This is a genomic window from Paraburkholderia sediminicola, assembly GCF_046026855.1.
Lineage (GTDB): Bacteria > Pseudomonadota > Gammaproteobacteria > Burkholderiales > Burkholderiaceae > Paraburkholderia > Paraburkholderia sediminicola_A.
This window is the reverse complement of record NZ_JAQQET010000035.1, coordinates 67357-83544: the sequence shown is the minus strand read 5'-3', so window position 1 is coordinate 83544 and position 16188 is coordinate 67357. Positions and strand designations below refer to the sequence as shown.

Here is a 16188-nt window from a genome sequence, read left to right as displayed (position 1 = left end):
GCGAGCGCAATAAAAAACCGCCCTGTCCGGGCGGTTTTTTTACTTCGCGACTGGATCAACCGCAGCTACCTGGCTTAGTGCCAGCCGCGACGATTGTCGTAGTGGTCACGGCCGTAGTCGTAGCGACCCGGGGGATGACGGCGATACCAATCGTCACGCGCCCAGTAGCGGCGGCCGTCCCAATAGCGGTCGCCGTGCCAGCCGATCACGATCGCCGGACCGCCGTAGTACACAGGAGCCGGTTGATAGACGACGGGCGGCGGAGGCGGAGGCGGCGGTGCATAGATCGGCGCCGGGGCCACATAGACCGGCGCGGGAATGCCGATGTTGACACCAATGTTGAGCCCACCGGCCATTGCAGCACCCGACGCAGCCAACCCGAGAACCCCGATCAGAAGTGGAACAAGACGTGCGGACTTCATTGATCACCCTTTTGAAGAATGTGTGTTGTTGGCCGAAATATAGCGCAAGGTAGCCATCCGCGTATTTCAACTTTGTAATAACTGATGCATAACATCGCAGCGCTGGTCGCCTGGTTACGTCTCGTTACATTGGACAGAAGTCTGGTGAAAAAGTAGTGACGGTGTAATCGAACCGCCTCGCCGTTAGCCACCCGTTTGTCGATGGTTTTAGCCATCGGTCACCGACCGCATTTGCTGCGCGGCGATTCTGACGTTGCTTCCGCATGCGCCAGTTAATCCGGCCATCGGCTCCACGGTCAGCCTTATGGGCGCGATATTGCCAGCGCACCGAAATCAGTAGGATATCGAAACATTCTCGCGACACGTAACGGGGGTAACGGGCGTGGCCGGACGCCGAGATCCGTCCATTCCATCTGTCTCAATCGCCCTTGCTTTTCCGCGCGCTGGCGTCCTACCCCTCCATCGGAGCTCTTGCCTGATCAGCATGGATGATGCGTTCGGCTCTCGCGGCCGAGCCGCATCACACACTGACAGACTAAAGTATGAAATCAACCGGATCGGTACCGGCGTTGAGCCAGCCTTCCCGCTGAAGAACGCAAAGTATGGAATACGCGGCGGCCCAGTTCCCGCCACGACTTGCCGACGCATAAATTGCGTGTCACAAAAACAAAACCCCGCAGAGCCTAGACTCTGCGGGGTTTGCCACCATTGCTGGCGGAGACGGAGGGATTCGAACCCTCGATCCAGGTTTTGGCCCAGATGCTCCCTTAGCAGGGGAGTGCCTTCGACCTCTCGGCCACGTCTCCCAAACTTTCGGTTGCGCAGGGAGTCAGCGCAACGAAGCCAAGATAATAGCGGGCCGAACCACGAAGGTCAATGTCTACCGCACATTTTTTGTGCCAGGTTTGTCATGGACGACGCAATTTATTCACACCGGCCGCGCGCACGGTCACGCACACGGTCACGCATAAAAGATGAGGCGCTCTTGTACGCCTCACCCCGTGCAGCACGTTACGCTTGATCCAGTTCGAACGCCTTATGCAGCGCGCGCACGGCGAGTTCCATGTACTTCTCGTCGATCAGCACCGAAATCTTGATTTCGGAGGTCGAGATCATCTGGATGTTGATGCCCTCTTCCGACAGCGTGCGGAACATCGTGCTCGCGATACCCACATGCGAACGCATGCCGACGCCGACCACCGATACCTTCGACACCTTCGGATCGCCCAGCACCTGCTCAGCCTGCACGTGACCCTTCACCTGGCCCGTGAGGATATCCATGGCGCGCTGATAGTCGCCGCGGCCGACCGTGAACGTGAAGGCCGTTTTGCCGTCGACGCTCTGGTTCTGGATGATCATGTCGACGTCGATATTCGCGTCCGCCACCGGGCCGAGAATCTGATACGCGATGCCCGGCTTGTCGGGCACACCCATCACGGCGATACGAGCTTCGTCGCGCTGGAACGCGATGCCCGAGATGACTGCTTTTTCCATGGTCTCGTCTTCTTCAAAAGTAATCAGGGTGCCCGACTTCATTTCAGCATCGAGCGGGATGAGCGGATCGGTCAGGCTCGACAGCACGCGCGTCTTCACCTGATATTTGCCGGCGAATTCCACCGAGCGGATCTGCAGCACCTTGGAACCCAGGCTTGCCATTTCCAGCATTTCTTCGAACGTCACGCGATCGAGGCGGCGTGCTTCTTCCACCACGCGCGGGTCGGTCGTGTAGACGCCGTCGACGTCCGTGTAAATCAGGCACTCGTCGGCTTTCAACGCGGCAGCGACTGCGACAGCGGACGTATCCGAACCGCCACGGCCCAGCGTGGTGATGTTGCCCTCAGGGTCGATACCCTGAAAGCCAGTAATCACCACTACCTTGCCTGCGTCGAGATCGCGCAGCACACGCTCGCCGTCAATCTCGCTGATGCGTGCTTTCGTGAACGCGCTATCCGTTCTGACCGGCACTTGCCAGCCAGCGTAGCTGACCGCGTCGACGCCGGCTTCCTGCAGCGCGATGGCGAGCAGTCCCGAGCTGACCTGCTCGCCAGTGGCGGCGATCATGTCGAGTTCGCGCGGGCTCGGCTGACTCGTGATCTCTTTCGCGAGACCGAGCAAGCGGTTGGTTTCGCCGGACATTGCCGACGGCACGACGACCATCTTGTGGCCGGCCTTGTGCCATTTCGCGACGCGCTTGGCGACGTTCTTGATGCGCTCGACCGAGCCCATCGAGGTGCCGCCGTATTTATGTACGATGAGTGCCATTGTCGTTCTGAACTGGAGGATAAACCGCGCTGGCGCGCTGGAGACGACCGCACAAAAGCACAGGAGCGCAACGTCTTGTGAACGACGGCAAAGTGTGTGGCGGCGTAGATGCAGCGCGCGCGTAAGACGCGCGGATTTGCCCGGGAATGATCGCTAGTGGCTTACCGGAAACGACGGATCACGCTCGCAAACCGGCAAATACGAAAAATTGACAAAAGCGACGGCGAAATCGGGTCGGGCAAACAAGTTAAATTACCCGATCGAGCGCAAAAAGACAAGCCGAAATGCCCGTCGGATTGCTCACATTGCGGGCAGCAAAGGCTTATCCGGTGCGGTTTTGCGCCCTATTTCCGGGATGCGCCGGCCAGATAAGCCGCCTGTCCGATCGGTCGGTCAGGCGATTAGCAGGTCGTCGCGCCAGATGATCCTGACGCGCGGTTCGGCCGCATTGACCTGCTCGGGCAACACTGCGCGGTTCAAACCGAGCAAGGGCACGAACAGCAGGTCACCGCCCACGTAAAGCAGCGGCACGTCGCGCTTCCATGCGGGAATGCCGCGCTCCTGGAACAGGTTTTTCAGCGTACGGCTCGGGCCGCTTTGTGCAGCGCTGGTGCGCATCCGTTCGCCGCCGCTGCGCGATCGCGCGCTCAACAATGCCCGGCGTAGAACGCTGACAGGAAGCGTATCGGGGCCGTCCCGCACGACATCTGCATTGCCGGAGGCATCGCGACCGATATCGGGATCAGCGCCGGCATCCCCGCCCAGATTCGCATCGACAGCGACGAACACAAAGGTGCCGCGCCATTGCGGCAAACGCCAGATCGCCTCACCTTGCCATGCGAGTTCGCTGACGGCGCGCTCAGTGAGCGCGGTTTCGTCGGCGGGTTCGCCGCTATCACCCGCTTCCCAATAGACGAGGCCGCGATAACTGCGCAACGCCTGCCCTGCATGATCGATACGCAGGCTATGGCCCTCGCCGGCTTTCCCGACTTCGCGCAACTGGCGCAAAACGTCGGTAAGACGCGCGGTCGATGCAGCAACGAAACCCAGCGTGCGCATCCAGTAGCGCAGCAGGTTGAGTGCACGATCGTCGTCGAGGGTGAACAGCGCGTCATGCGATAGTGCACGGCCTTCATCGCGCGCTGCTGCGTCCAGATCGATGCGCGCGAGATCGTCGAGCAGACGTTGCGCCGACGCCGCATGCGCGGCCGTGCGCGCGAGTGCATCGCGAAAACCAGGAAAGTGGACGGCCAGCGCCGGCGTCACCTCGTGGCGCAATGCGTTGCGCGCGTAACGCGTGTCCGCGTTCGATTCGTCGTCGATCCAGCGCAGATTACGGGCGCTCGCGTACTGTTCGAATTGCGCACGCAGCAGGTGCAACAACGGCCTCACGCGCACCGCAGCGGCACCCGCCGGCAAGTACTCGGGCGCCATCGCAGCAAGACCCGCCAGGCCCGCGCCGCGCAACAGTTGCAACAGTACCGTCTCCGCCTGGTCGTCCGCGTGTTGCGCGAGCCATAGCGTGTGAACGGCGCGTGTTGCGCACATCGTGTCCAGTGCGCGATAACGCGCATCGCGCGCCGCGGCCTCGACACTTATGCCCCCGTCTCGCACCACTTCCACACGCTGCGCCGCGAACTCAAGGCCACGGTCCTGCGCAAACGCTTCGCAGTGCGCGAGCCACTCGTCAGCGTGAGCGCTCAGACCATGGTGCACATGCAGCGCGACACAACGCGACGCGCCCGCAATACGCACTGCCGCATCGAGCAACACGCTCGAATCGACGCCACCACTGAACGCAATCGCAATCCGCGCATTCGCAGGCAACGCGGACAGCGCCACGCTGACCGCCTCGAGAACGAGGCGGTCAGCGTGCGAATCGGCGGTGGGAGTCACGTCGCTAGCGCGTAACGCGCTGAAGGACAAAAGAGAACGCGCGCGGGCTTAAGCACCCGGCGTCGTTTCCTTGAACTTGCCGTACGACATCAGCCGTTCGAAACGGCGCTGACGCAGGTCGTTGATGCTCATGCCCTGGAACTGGCGCAGCGAGTCGGCGAGCGCACGGCGCAACATCGCGGCCATGCCCTTCGGATCGCGATGCGCGCCACCCAGCGGCTCGTTGACGATCTTGTCGATCAGGCCGAGCGCCTTGAGGCGATGCGCGGTCAGGCCGAGCGCTTCCGCTGCTTCCGGCGCTTTCGCGGCGCTCTTCCACAGGATCGACGCGCAACCTTCCGGCGAGATCACGGAATAGGTCGAGAACTGCAGCATCAGCACGCTGTCGCCGACGGCAATCGCGAGCGCGCCGCCCGAACCGCCTTCGCCGATGATCGTGGCGATCAGCGGCGTCTTGAGTTCAGCCATGACGTACAGATTGCGGCCGATCGCTTCCGACTGGCCGCGTTCTTCCGCGCCGATGCCCGGATAAGCACCCGGCGTATCGATGAACGTGAAGATCGGCAAGCCGAACTTTTCGGCGAGACGCATCAGGCGTTCAGCCTTGCGATAGCCTTCCGGACGCGGCATGCCGAAGTTGCGCAGCGCACGCTCCTTGGTATCCCGGCCCTTCTGATGGCCGATCACCATGCAAGCCTGGCCATTGAAACGCGCAAGGCCGCCGACGATCGACAGGTCGTCCGCATAGTTACGGTCGCCGTGAAGCTCGTGGAAATCGGTAAACAGCTCGCTCACGTAATCGAACGTGTACGGGCGTTGGGGGTGTCGGGCGATTTGCGAAACCTGCCATGGGGTGAGGTTCGCGTACAGATCTTTGGTGAGCTGTTGACTCTTCTTGGACAGCCGCTCGATCTCTTCCGAAATATCGACGGCCGAATCGTCCTGCACGAAGCGCAATTCTTCGATCTTCGCTTCGAGTTCAGCGATCGGCTGTTCGAAATCCAGAAAGGTGGTCTTCATTGGTTGTAATCCTTGGACTTACCGGCAGCGCGTATTCTAACCGCGCTCGCCGATGTCAAAACCATCTCGCAACTATCGATTTTTAACAATTGATAGTTTTTCAAAAACAACATTGCTTCTTGTTCTTCTCAAGAAAACGCCGGGTCGCCCCAGGTTTTCCGCCCCGCAGGGAGTCCCCCACCCCGAAGACATTCCTCTGGGGGATTGAGGATTGCCTCCTCGGAGCGCCTTGGGGCGAAGCCCCAGGTTCGAGGGTACTTAGTAATCGACTGGCAACGGATCGAGACTACGCCACATATACCAGGTGGCGACGGTGCGCCATGGCTCCCAGTTTGCCGCAACCTCGCGCGCTTCGCTGCGCGTAACCGGTTCGCCGCTAAAGTAGTTGACGCTGATCGCCCGAATCAGGCCGAGATCGTCGAGTGGCAGCACGTCCGGGCGCGACAGATTGAAGATCAGGAACATTTCCGCGGTCCAGCGGCCGATGCCGCGGATCTGCGTAAGCTCGGCGATCACCGCCTCGTCATCCATCGAGGTCCACTTGCCAACATGCAATGCGCCCGACACGAAGTGCTGCGCGAGATCGAGCACGTATTCCGCCTTGCGCCTGGACAGCCCGCACGCGGTCAGCTTGTCCTGACCGAGCTTGATGAACTGCTGCGGCACGAGCTTCGGACACGCCGCTTCGACTTTCGCCCAGACTGCTTGCGCGGACGCCACCGAAATCTGCTGCCCGACCACCGAACGCGCGAGCGTGACGAACGGATCACCACGGCTCAGCAGATGCACCGGGCCGAACTTCGGAATCAGCTTCTTCAGAATCCGGTCGCGCTTGACGAGGTCCGCGCACGCCTTGTCCCAATATGCCGGACGGGTAACTTCCGGCGTGAGGCCGCCGATCTGCACCGGCACCGCGAGCTCAGCAGCACCCGCCGCTTCGCCGCCCGCACTCGATGACGCGCGCGTCTTGCGTACGACTTCGCCTTCGTGCCCTTCGTGCGTAATACGCGCGAGTTCCTGCACGTCGCCGGCGAGTTCGGCAGGCAACGCGCCATTGCTTTTTGCACGCGATGCCTTGGCGCGCGTCGAAACAGGCGCATGCGCCGACGCACCGTTCAGCCCGCGTTTGACCGCGGCCTTCTTCACTGCCGTCGTTGCCGAGCCCACCGCTGCGCGCGCGCCTGTCTTCGCGGCCATCCCAGCGGCTTTCGCCGATGCTTTCTTTACCGCGCTGCTGCCCGCACGAGCCGACGTTCGTGTCGACTTTGCCGCGGCTGCCGCGTTTGTTTGAGACGTGGCTCGTTTAGCCGGCGTCTTCGTGGCCGTTGCCATCCTGCCTCCTGCCTGGCGAGTCGATCAAAGGGAAGGTCGAGGTGCGCTCACACGCGCCGCCACTCGGTCAACCCGCCGGGTTTGTCTTCAAGTGCAACGCCGGCCTCGAGCAATTCTGCCCGGATCCGGTCTGCTGCCGCATAGTCTTTCGCCTGCTTGGCGGCCACACGCGCGGCGATCTTTGCTTCGATCGCGGCGGCGTCGAGCGCGCCTTCAGCGGCTGCGCCCGCAGCCTGCTGCAGGTATGCACGCGGCTCTCGGCCGAGCAACCCGATCACAGCGCCAAGCGAGCGCAGTTGACGGGCCAGCACGGGGTCGCGCGTGCGGTTTACTTCAGTTGCCAACTCGAACAACACCGACACTGCAACCGGTGTGTTGAAGTCGTCGTTCATTGCTGCGTGGAAACGCTGCGCATGCGCTTCGTTCCAGTCAAGCTCCGCGCCGTCCGGCGTGACGTCTTTCAGCGCGGTGTACAAACGTGCGAGGGCATTACGAGCGTCGTCGATATGCACATCGCTGTAATTCAACGGCGAACGGTAATGCGCACGCGCGATAAAAAACCGTACCACTTCGGCATCGTACTGCGCCAATACTTCGCGGATCGTAAAGAAGTTGTTCAACGACTTCGACATCTTCTCATTGTCGATCTGCACGTAGCCGTTGTGCATCCAGTAATTGACGAAGGTTTGTCCGGTCGCAGCTTCGCTCTGCGCAATCTCGTTCTCGTGGTGCGGAAACTGCAGGTCCTGTCCGCCGCCGTGAATGTCGAAGTGATTGCCGAGCAACGTGCAGCCCATCGCCGAGCATTCGATATGCCAGCCAGGACGGCCGCGCCCGTACTTCGACTCCCAGCCGGTGTCCGCCGGTTCGCCCGGTTTCGCCTGCTTCCACAGCACGAAGTCGAGCGGGTCCTGCTTCGCGTCGTTCGCGGCGACGCGTTCACCGGCGCGCAGATCTTCGAGCGACTTGCCCGACAGCTTGCCGTAGCCCGCGAACTTGCGCACCGCATAGTTCACGTCGCCGTCGCTCGCCTGATACGCGTAGCCGTTCGCCTCGAGCTTCTCGATCATGCCGAGCATCTGCGGGATGAAATCGGTCGCGCGCGGCTCCAGATCGGGCCGCTCGATGCCGAGTGCGTCCGCGTCTTCATGCAACGCCTTGATGAAACGGTCGGTCAGCGATTTGATCGTTTCGCCGTTCTCCACTGCGCGCCGGATGATCTTGTCATCAATGTCCGTGATGTTGCGCACGTAGGTCACGTCGTAACCGAGCGTGCGCAACCACCGCTGCACGATGTCGAACACGACCATCACCCGCGCATGACCGACGTGACAATAGTCGTACACGGTCATCCCGCAGACGTACATCCGCACGACGCCATCTTGCATCGGCACGAAAGTTTGCTTGTCACGCGCGAGCGTGTTGTAGATGCGCAGTGATTCCATAGAGAACGGTGCGTGGGCCGAAAGAAATCCACAATGTGTTTCGTGCATGAGGCGCCCCGCGAGACGACGGCGGATGCGTCCTGTACTGCAACATGCACAGCAGCAAATCGGTGCACCTGGTGCGGCGATCAGACTGCGATCAAGGCGGAGACGACCACGAGTGGCGAAAAGACAGTTTGCGGTTCGACGGAACGCGCAGACCTTTTGTTAGAATGGGTCGGAGTATAACATCCAGACCCGAGCCTATGAAACCTTCCAGCGGCCGCGCGCGCAGCGCTGCGACCCTTGCCGCAACGGCATTCTGCGCTGTCGCCCTCACGGTCTTGCCGGGTACTGCCGCATTCGCGCAGAAAGCCGCCACGATGCCGCAGGGCCCCGCCGTGCGTGACAACACGCCGGAGATCGACGCGTCGATTGCGCAGAAAAACTGGCAAGCCTCGCTCACCCAGCTCGATGCGCGCATCGCCTCGAATCCGCACGACGCGCAAGCAAAGTTCAAGCGCGGCACCGTGCTGGCCCACCTGAATCGCGACGACGAGGCGATCACCGCGTTCACCGAACTCACTCAACTGTATCCGGAACTGCCCGAACCGTATAACAACCTGGCTGCGCTCTATGCGAAGCACGGCCGTTATGCCGAAGCACGCGCCGCGCTCGAAACGGCGACCAAGGTGAATCCGGGCTACGGTCTCGCGTATGAGAATCTCGGCGATCTGTATCTGCGTATGGCCAACGAAGCGTACCGTCGCGCGCAGAGCCTCGGCAAAGCAAGCGCCACGACCACGCAGCGCCTCGCGGACATCCAGAAGATCGTCTCGCCACCCAGGAGCGCTGCACCGGCGAAAAAAGCCGCCGCGCCTGCCGAGGCCAGCGCCACGCACGCGACCTCAGACATGACGCAGACACCGAGCTTCCAGTTCGGCGGCGCAAATGGCTCGCTCGCCATGCCGCCCTACATGGCGCCGTCGAATTAACACCGTCACCGGTTTCGGCAACACGTTTTTTCCAACCCTGAGGATTTTCATGAAATGGTTGATGTTGGCGCTCGGCAGCGCCGCCCTGATCGCAAACGCCCCCGCGTTTGCCCAGTCCGGTTCGCAGGCCGCGCATCCGTCCGTCCTCTTCAAGACCACGGAAGGCGACATCCGCGTCGAGTTGTATCCTGAGAAGGCGCCGAAGACGGTCGCCAACTTCCTCGACTACGTGAAGTCCGGCCAGTACAGCGGTACGATTTTCCATCGCGTGATTCGCGGCTTCATGATTCAGGGCGGCGGTTATACGCAGAGCTTCGCTGAGAAGCCCACCCGCGCGCCGATTCCGCTCGAAAGCCGCAACGGTCTGAAGAACGCCGCCGGCACGCTCGCCATGGCGCGCACCAGCGATCCGAATTCGGCCACCGCTCAATTCTTCATCAACACGGTGGACAACGCCGGCCTCGACTATCCGAATCCGGACGGCAACGGCTACGCGGTGTTCGGCAAGGTCACGAGCGGTATGGACGTCGTGAAGAAGATCGAAGGCACGCCCACCACCACACGCGGCCCGATGAGCGACGTGCCGCAAAAGCCGGTCGTGATTGAATCGGCCACGGTTGTCGGCAAGTAACAGAACGACAGGCAGCACGAAAGCAGGCTGCGCAAGCATTCGTAAGCGCCAGATCTACGCCCCCCGGCGCGGCCCGTCGTCATCGTAATCACGTGACGAGCGGCCGCGCCTTTTACCCACCCCGTTCATCAAAGGATTCCATCATGGTTGAACTGCATACGAACCACGGCGTCATCAAACTCGAACTGGACGCTGAAAAGGCGCCGAAGTCGGTTGAGAATTTCCTCAACTACGTGAAGGCCGGTCACTACGACAACACCGTGTTCCACCGTGTGATCGACGGCTTCATGATCCAGGGCGGCGGTTTCGAGCCCGGCATGAAGCAGAAGCCGACGGCTGAAGCCATCGCTAACGAAGCGAACAACGGTCTGAAGAACGTCAACGGCTCGATCGCGATGGCTCGCACGAACGACCCGCACTCGGCGACCGCGCAATTCTTCATCAACGTGAACGACAACGACTTCCTGAACCACTCGTCGCCGACGCCGCAGGGCTGGGGCTACGCTGTGTTCGGCAAGGTGGTCGAAGGCCTGGACATCGTCGAGAAGATCAAGAAGGTCAAGACAGGTTCGAAGGGCCACCATCAGGACGTGCCGGCTGACGACGTCGTGATCGAAAAAGCTGTGATCGTCGAATAACCGTCCGACAAGGGCCAACCCGTTTGAACTGAAATCAGGCACCTTCAATGCTGCAAGAAACGCCGCTGCGAAGCGTCGCCGCGGGCGTGCCTGGCGAGGGCAAACACCCGCACGCCGCACGCCCGTTTTTTTTCCTCTCCGATATTCATCTGAGCGAGGCGATCCCGCGCACGGTCGCCGCGTTCGAGCACTTCATTCGCGTCACCGCTGAGCAGGCGGATTCGGTTTTCATTCTCGGCGATCTGTTTGAGTACTGGATCGGCGACGACATGCTCGTCGAGCCGTTCGTCGCGCGGATGGCGGCGTTGCTGCATACGCTGTCGGAACGCGGTATCGCGCTCTATATCATGCACGGCAATCGCGACTTTTTGCTCGGCAAGGGCTTCATGAAAGCGGCCGGCGCGATCTGGCTGCCCGATCCGTTCGTGATTACCGCATTCGGTACACGTATCGTGCTCGCGCATGGTGACGGCCTCTGCACCGCGGATCGCGGTTATCAATGTTTCCGGCGCTTTGCGCGCAGCCGTTTTGCGCAGATGCTATTTCTCGCGTGGCCGTTTCGCTGGCGTCAGGCGCTTGCGGAGAATATGCGTTCAAAAAGTGAGCAAGGCCGCTCGCGTCCGGTTTCGCCAAAGTACGACGTGACGCCGAAGGGCGTCGCAGCGCTATTCAAGTCGTCGAAAACAGCCACGCTCATCCATGGGCATACGCATCGGCCGGCTCGACATCGCGAACCAGGCGGCACGCGCTGGGTTTTGCCCGATTGGGATCTCGACCACGGCGAGCGCCGTGGCGGTTATCTGCGGATCGATGCGGAAGGGATTCGGGCGTTGCCGCTGGATTGACTGGCGCGCGCGCCAGCGCCGCTCTTTTGCATCGTCTCCGCGAAACATTAGCGCTCGGCCACCGCCCCTTCAACCTTTCCTGCAATCGCCGCCGACAGGCGCCGCAAGTCGAGTAGCGCCGCGTCGGCGCCTTGCAGCCCTTCGAGGCTTGTTCCCAGCCGCTCCAGCGCGTCGACGATTTCGTCGATACGCTTCGATTGTGTGGCGGCGTGATCGATCAGGCCGTGAATCGCCAGCGACACCGGATCGTCCGCATTCGGCGTAATGCCGTATGCACAGAATGCGCTGCTTTCACTCGTACGTTTTACATCGCGCGAGGCACCGTCGGAGGCCGCGGCTGAAGCTACGGCAGCAGCCGGGACGATGATCCGCGCCGGATTACCCACCGCCGTGCCCCGTGCCGGCACCGGCTTCGTGACCACTGCATTCGAGCCGATCTTCGCGTCCGCACCGATCGTGAAGCCGCCTAGCACCTTCGCCCCCGCGCCAACGATCACGCCGCGCTCAAGCGTCGGATGGCGCTTCGCGCCCCGCGTAAGCGACGTGCCGCCAAGCGTCACACCCTGGTAGATCGTGCAGTCATCGCCGATTTGCGCCGTCTCGCCAATCACGACGCCCATGCCGTGATCGATGAATACGCGGCGGCCCAGCGTCGCGCCCGGATGGATTTCAATGCCTGTCATGAAACGCGCCATCTGCGAAACGAAACGCGCGAGCCAGCGGCGTTTAGCCCGCCAGCACGCATGCGCGAGCCGGTGCAGCACGAGCGCGTGCAGACCCGGGTAACACGTGAGGACTTCCCAGGCGCTGCGGGCGGCGGGATCGCGCTCGCGGATCGTGGCGATGTCTTCGCGAAGTCTCGTGAACATGGCAGGGACTGTGTCGTGGGGGAAAAGACCGCTTGCGTGAAACACCACGCGCGGCGGATGCTTGCCGCATAGCAGATCGGCAGCTTTGCTTAGAACGTTTCGAGCGATTGTAGGACGATTGCGCGAAATCTGCCGGAAGCCCACGCTGCCGGCAAGGTCGTCGATTCGGGGTGAGTGCTGCGCTGGATGGGTCCTAGCCCGGCGGTTTGGTCTTCAGCAAAATATGCTTGGCGATGCCGCGAACGATATTCACTTCCTCGCGCTCAAGACCGGAACGCGCGAACAGGCGCCGCAAGCGCGACATCAGCTTCTTTGGATTGGCCGGATCGAGAAATTCGAGCGCGACCAGCGCACTTTCCAGGTGCGCGTACATGCTTTCGATCTCGTCACTTGCCGCCCGCGCGCCGACCGGCTCGCCCGCTACTGCGCCGGCTTGAAGCGGCGCGGGCGCCAAGGCCGGTGCGTCGCCAGCGGACAGATACGCCGTGCGCAATTCATACGCCAACACCTGCACGGCCTGCGCCAGATTGAGCGAACTATAGGCCGGATTGGCCGGAATGTGAGCGAGCGCGCTACAACGCTCGACGTCCTCATTCGACAAACCTGTGCGCTCGTTGCCGAACACCAGCGCGATCTCTCCATGCGCTGCCTGCTCACGCGCGGCGCCGGCCGCGGCACGTGGCGTCCATTGCGGCGGCCCGTACTCGCGCAACCGTGCAGTCAGCGCGATCGACCAATGCACGCCGCTCAACGCATCGGCAAGCGTCGGCACGACATGCGCGGAGGCCAGCACGTCGTCCGCGCCGCTCGCCATGGCAATGGCTTCCGGATCGCTTTGCACGTGCGGCACACGTGGCGACACCAGTACGAGGCGCGAGAAGCCCATGGTTTTCAGCGCCCGCGCCGCGGCGCCGACGTTGCCGGGATGGCTGGGCTCGACGAGTACGAAGCGTGTCGACGTAAAACCGCCGCGCAGCTCGGCCACGGCGGGATCGGAAGAATGGTGGGTGTGGTCCACGGAGGAATTCGGCAAGCTAAAGAACGCTTATGGTAGCGCCAACCCCGCATCGGCTCCGAATTCTGCGTGCCGACCGTACAAAACGCGCGCCAAATCGGCCGTCGTCCCGCGTGCCGGGCAGCAAGCGCTGCCGCGGCGCCCGGACTCAGGTAAAATACCAATATTCGCGTCCGGCTTATCACCTACGAAAAGTCCGGCGCCTCGTTCTTATTCAATTCGTCTCCGTCGGCGGAATGCGCACCAGTCCTTATCGGACGTGCGTTCCGTGCTGTTTCCGCGCCCCTTGATGGCGCTCAATTAGCGCTCATCCCGCGCTTATTTACCGGTAAGCAGCCGTGCTGCCCCGGCACAAGGATCCAGTCTCATGCATCCCATGCTCAATATCGCTGTGAAGGCCGCGCGCCGCGCAGCCCAGATCATCACCCGCGCGTCGCTTGACCTCGATCTCCTCCAGGTCAGCAAGAAACAGCACAACGATTTCGTCACGGAAGTCGACAAAGCGTCTGAAGCGGCGATCATCGATACGCTCAAGACCGCCTACCCCGATCACGCCATCCTCGCCGAAGAATCCGGCAAATCGGACAACGAGTCCGAATATCAGTGGATCATCGATCCGCTCGACGGCACCACCAATTTCATCCACGGTTTTCCGTACTACTGTGTGTCGATCGCGCTCGCCCATAAGGGCATCGTGACGCAGGCCGTGGTCTATGATCCGACCCGTAACGACCTGTTCACCGCCTCGCGCGGTCGCGGTGCGTTCCTGAACGACCGCCGCATTCGCGTCGCCAAACGCGACCGCCTCGCTGACGGCCTGATCGGCACCGGCTTCCCGTTCCGCGAAAAGGACGGTCTCGAAGCATACGGCCGCCAGTTCGCTGAAATGACCGAAGCCTGCGCCGGCCTGCGCCGTCCGGGCGCAGCCGCGCTCGATCTGGCGAACGTCGCTGCTGGCCGTATGGACGGCTTTTTCGAGCAAGGTCTGAATCCGTGGGACGTCGCCGCAGGCAGCCTGCTGATCACGGAAGCCGGCGGTCTGGTCGGCAATTACACGGGGGACTCGGATTTCCTGCACGTTGGCGAAATCGTCGTGGGCAATCCGAAGGTCTACGCGCAGATGATCCCGATCCTGTCGCGCTATAGCCGCACGCGTCAGCAAGCGGCTTAAGGTACCGGCCCCGGGTCCAGGCCCGTCGTCCGGCCGGCTCTGCGCCGGCATCGGCAACACGAAAAAGCGGCTTCGGCCGCTTTTTCGTTGGCGCGCCTGCATCCGGCAGGCGTTCGTGCTACAAAGCGGGAGGCCGCGCCGGCATGCTTCATTGCCGGCTGCGTTTCGCGCGTGTTTCGCAGCGCTCTGCTTCGCGCCAGACTTCCGCGCAGCTTCCGATCCGCTTCATGAAAAAAGGCTTCTACACAATCATCGCGGCGCAGTTCATTTCGTCGCTCGCGGACAATGCATTGCTGATCGCCGCTATCGCCTTGCTATCGGTGATCCGTTCGGCTGCCTGGGTCACGCCGCTGCTGCAGATTTTCTTCACCGTTTCCTACGTGCTGCTCGCCCCCTTCGTCGGCGCGTTCGCCGACGCGATGCAAAAGCGGCACGTCATGTTCGTCTCCAACGCGCTAAAGGCGAGCGGCTGCCTGATGATGATCGCCGGCGTCCACCCGATGATCGCGTACGGCGTGGTCGGCTTTGGCGCGGCCGCGTATTCGCCGGCCAAATACGGCATTCTCACCGAGCTCCTGCCGGCGGAAAAACTCGTCAAGGCGAATGCGTGGCTCGAATCGGCCACCGTCCTGTCGACGATTGTCGGCACGATGGTCGGCGGCGCGCTGATCAGTACCCTGGCCGATAAATTCGTCGCGCATGCACATTTGCCGCTGATCCGCTCCTCCGCCGATCTGGCCATGTTCGCGGTGATGGTCACGTATGCCATCGCGGCCGCGATCAACATCTTCATTCCCGACACCGGCGCGCGTTATCCGAACCGGTTGACCGAGCCGAAGAAACTGGTCGGCGATTTCTATCATTGCTTTAACGTGCTGTGGGCCGACAAGCTCGCGCAGATCGCGCTGTGGGTCACGACGCTGATGTGGGGCGGCGCGGTCACGCTGCAATTGCTGGTGCTCAAATGGGCGAACGTGAACCTCGGCTTGTCGCTCTCGAAGGCCGCCGTGATGCAAGGCGTTACGGGTCTCGGTATTGCCGTCGGTGCGACTGCCGCGGCTGCGCTGATTCCGTTGCGCAACTCGCTGCGCGTGCTGCCAATCGGCATCCTCACCGGCGCGGTAGCGATCGCCGTGGCGTTCTACAACAAGGATCTGTTTCCGGCGGGCGCCGGCCTTCGTATCGGCTCGTATGTCCTGCCGATCTATATCCTGCTCGCCTATCCTTTGATGATCCTGCTCGGCGCGCTGTCCGGCTTTTTTATCGTGCCGATGAACGCGATTCTTCAGCATCGCGGCGCAACGCTGCTCTCCGCGGGCCATTCGATCGCGGTGCAGAATTTCAACCAGAATCTGGCCGTGCTGCTGATGCTCGGCGTCTACGCGATACTCCTGACGGCGAAGATGCCGGCGCAATGGATCATCGTCGTGTTCGGCAGTTTCATCACGTTCATGATGTGGCTCGCAAAACGGCGCAGTGCCGTGAACGAGCGCACGATGGATATGCGCGCGCTCGTGGAAGAATGACGACGTGGCGCGCGTCGCCCGGCTGGCGCGAGAATTTACCGCGCGGCATGCGAACTGCTTTGCGGATTAGCCGTCCGGCCAGGGTCCGCTCGCCGCGCCGGCAGGTTAAACTCACGCCCTGAACAGCTAACGCAAAAAGACA

At 62.0% G+C, this 16188-nt stretch carries 14 protein-coding genes and 1 tRNA gene; 6 read left to right on the top strand and 9 right to left on the bottom strand.

From position 1 onward, the window contains the following. Positions 1-74: 74 nt before the first annotated feature. From PQR40_RS30990 to cysS, 7 genes are all read right to left on the bottom strand, one after another. Positions 75-422 (bottom strand): hypothetical protein, encoded by a 348-nt coding sequence (locus tag PQR40_RS30990; RefSeq protein WP_408209922.1) that lies wholly within the window; start codon positions 420-422, stop codon positions 75-77. A 712-nt stretch (positions 423-1134) separates the two neighbouring features. Continuing rightward, positions 1135-1228: transfer RNA gene (locus PQR40_RS30985), tRNA-Ser, on the bottom strand. A gap of 205 nt (positions 1229-1433) precedes the next feature. Further along, complete coding sequence (locus tag PQR40_RS30980) at positions 1434-2684, bottom strand: aspartate kinase (protein WP_408223777.1); 1251 nt, start codon at positions 2682-2684, stop codon at positions 1434-1436. A gap of 393 nt (positions 2685-3077) precedes the next feature. After that, positions 3078-4580 (bottom strand): tRNA lysidine(34) synthetase TilS, encoded by a 1503-nt coding sequence (gene tilS / locus PQR40_RS30975; protein ID WP_408484057.1) that lies wholly within the window; start codon positions 4578-4580, stop codon positions 3078-3080. Between the two features lie 48 nt (positions 4581-4628). Further along, positions 4629-5600, bottom strand: a complete 972-nt coding sequence (locus PQR40_RS30970) for an acetyl-CoA carboxylase carboxyltransferase subunit alpha (protein ID WP_074283028.1) — start codon at positions 5598-5600, stop codon at positions 4629-4631. Between the two features lie 258 nt (positions 5601-5858). Next, complete coding sequence (locus PQR40_RS30965) at positions 5859-6932, bottom strand: DNA-3-methyladenine glycosylase family protein (protein ID WP_408390205.1); 1074 nt, start codon at positions 6930-6932, stop codon at positions 5859-5861. A gap of 47 nt (positions 6933-6979) precedes the next feature. Next, entirely contained in the window at positions 6980-8377 is a 1398-nt protein-coding gene (gene cysS, locus PQR40_RS30960) for a cysteine--tRNA ligase (RefSeq protein WP_408390202.1), read from the bottom strand. A 245-nt stretch (positions 8378-8622) separates the two neighbouring features. Between cysS and PQR40_RS30955 the strand changes: the two genes are divergently transcribed. From PQR40_RS30955 to PQR40_RS30940, 4 genes are all read left to right on the top strand, one after another. Beyond that, on the top strand, positions 8623-9351 hold the full coding sequence (locus PQR40_RS30955; protein WP_408223788.1) for a tetratricopeptide repeat protein: 729 nt from the start codon (positions 8623-8625) through the stop codon (positions 9349-9351). 49 nt (positions 9352-9400) lie between these two features. Next, entirely contained in the window at positions 9401-9982 is a 582-nt protein-coding gene (locus tag PQR40_RS30950) for a peptidylprolyl isomerase (RefSeq protein WP_408223791.1), read from the top strand. Between the two features lie 143 nt (positions 9983-10125). Further along, complete coding sequence (locus tag PQR40_RS30945) at positions 10126-10620, top strand: peptidylprolyl isomerase (protein WP_408390199.1); 495 nt, start codon at positions 10126-10128, stop codon at positions 10618-10620. A 47-nt stretch (positions 10621-10667) separates the two neighbouring features. Continuing rightward, a complete protein-coding gene (locus PQR40_RS30940) occupies positions 10668-11465 on the top strand; it encodes a UDP-2,3-diacylglucosamine diphosphatase (RefSeq protein WP_408390196.1) in 798 nt (265 codons plus the stop codon). A gap of 47 nt (positions 11466-11512) precedes the next feature. On the opposite strand, the gene cysE is transcribed toward PQR40_RS30940, so the two are convergent. Beyond that, positions 11513-12334 carry a serine O-acetyltransferase gene (cysE, locus tag PQR40_RS30935; RefSeq protein WP_408223800.1) on the bottom strand — a complete coding sequence of 274 codons (822 nt, stop codon included), beginning with the start codon at positions 12332-12334 and terminating at the stop codon, positions 11513-11515. 193 nt (positions 12335-12527) lie between these two features. Then, complete coding sequence (locus tag PQR40_RS30930; protein WP_408223803.1) at positions 12528-13352, bottom strand: RNA methyltransferase; 825 nt, start codon at positions 13350-13352, stop codon at positions 12528-12530. A gap of 364 nt (positions 13353-13716) precedes the next feature. Here PQR40_RS30930 and PQR40_RS30925 point away from each other — a divergent pair, with 364 nt between their 5' ends. Together PQR40_RS30925 and lplT are read left to right on the top strand one after the other, a co-directional pair. After that, on the top strand, positions 13717-14520 hold the full coding sequence (locus PQR40_RS30925) for an inositol monophosphatase family protein (protein WP_408223806.1): 804 nt from the start codon (positions 13717-13719) through the stop codon (positions 14518-14520). Between the two features lie 227 nt (positions 14521-14747). Then, positions 14748-16046, top strand: coding sequence for a lysophospholipid transporter LplT (gene lplT, locus PQR40_RS30920; RefSeq protein ID WP_408223809.1), 1299 nt, complete (start codon positions 14748-14750; stop codon positions 16044-16046). Positions 16047-16188 lie beyond the last annotated feature (142 nt).

What these genes read in the sequence shown, in the direction of transcription:
- PQR40_RS30970 (WP_074283028.1), bottom strand. Translation starts at nt 5,600, where the DNA reads ATGAAGACCACCTTTCTGGATTTCGAACAGCCGATCGCTGAACTCGAA.
- PQR40_RS30980 (WP_408223777.1), bottom strand. Translation starts at nt 2,684, where the DNA reads ATGGCACTCATCGTACATAAATACGGCGGCACCTCGATGGGCTCGGTC.
- lplT (WP_408223809.1), top strand. Translation starts at nt 14,748, where the DNA reads ATGAAAAAAGGCTTCTACACAATCATCGCGGCGCAGTTCATTTCGTCG.
- PQR40_RS30965 (WP_408390205.1), bottom strand. Translation starts at nt 6,932, where the DNA reads ATGGCAACGGCCACGAAGACGCCGGCTAAACGAGCCACGTCTCAAACA.
- PQR40_RS30940 (WP_408390196.1), top strand. Translation starts at nt 10,668, where the DNA reads ATGCTGCAAGAAACGCCGCTGCGAAGCGTCGCCGCGGGCGTGCCTGGC.
- PQR40_RS30955 (WP_408223788.1), top strand. Translation starts at nt 8,623, where the DNA reads ATGAAACCTTCCAGCGGCCGCGCGCGCAGCGCTGCGACCCTTGCCGCA.
- PQR40_RS30945 (WP_408390199.1), top strand. Translation starts at nt 10,126, where the DNA reads ATGGTTGAACTGCATACGAACCACGGCGTCATCAAACTCGAACTGGAC.
- PQR40_RS30990 (WP_408209922.1), bottom strand. Translation starts at nt 422, where the DNA reads ATGAAGTCCGCACGTCTTGTTCCACTTCTGATCGGGGTTCTCGGGTTG.
- cysE (WP_408223800.1), bottom strand. Translation starts at nt 12,334, where the DNA reads ATGTTCACGAGACTTCGCGAAGACATCGCCACGATCCGCGAGCGCGAT.
- PQR40_RS30950 (WP_408223791.1), top strand. Translation starts at nt 9,401, where the DNA reads ATGAAATGGTTGATGTTGGCGCTCGGCAGCGCCGCCCTGATCGCAAAC.
- cysS (WP_408390202.1), bottom strand. Translation starts at nt 8,377, where the DNA reads ATGGAATCACTGCGCATCTACAACACGCTCGCGCGTGACAAGCAAACT.
- PQR40_RS30925 (WP_408223806.1), top strand. Translation starts at nt 13,717, where the DNA reads ATGCATCCCATGCTCAATATCGCTGTGAAGGCCGCGCGCCGCGCAGCC.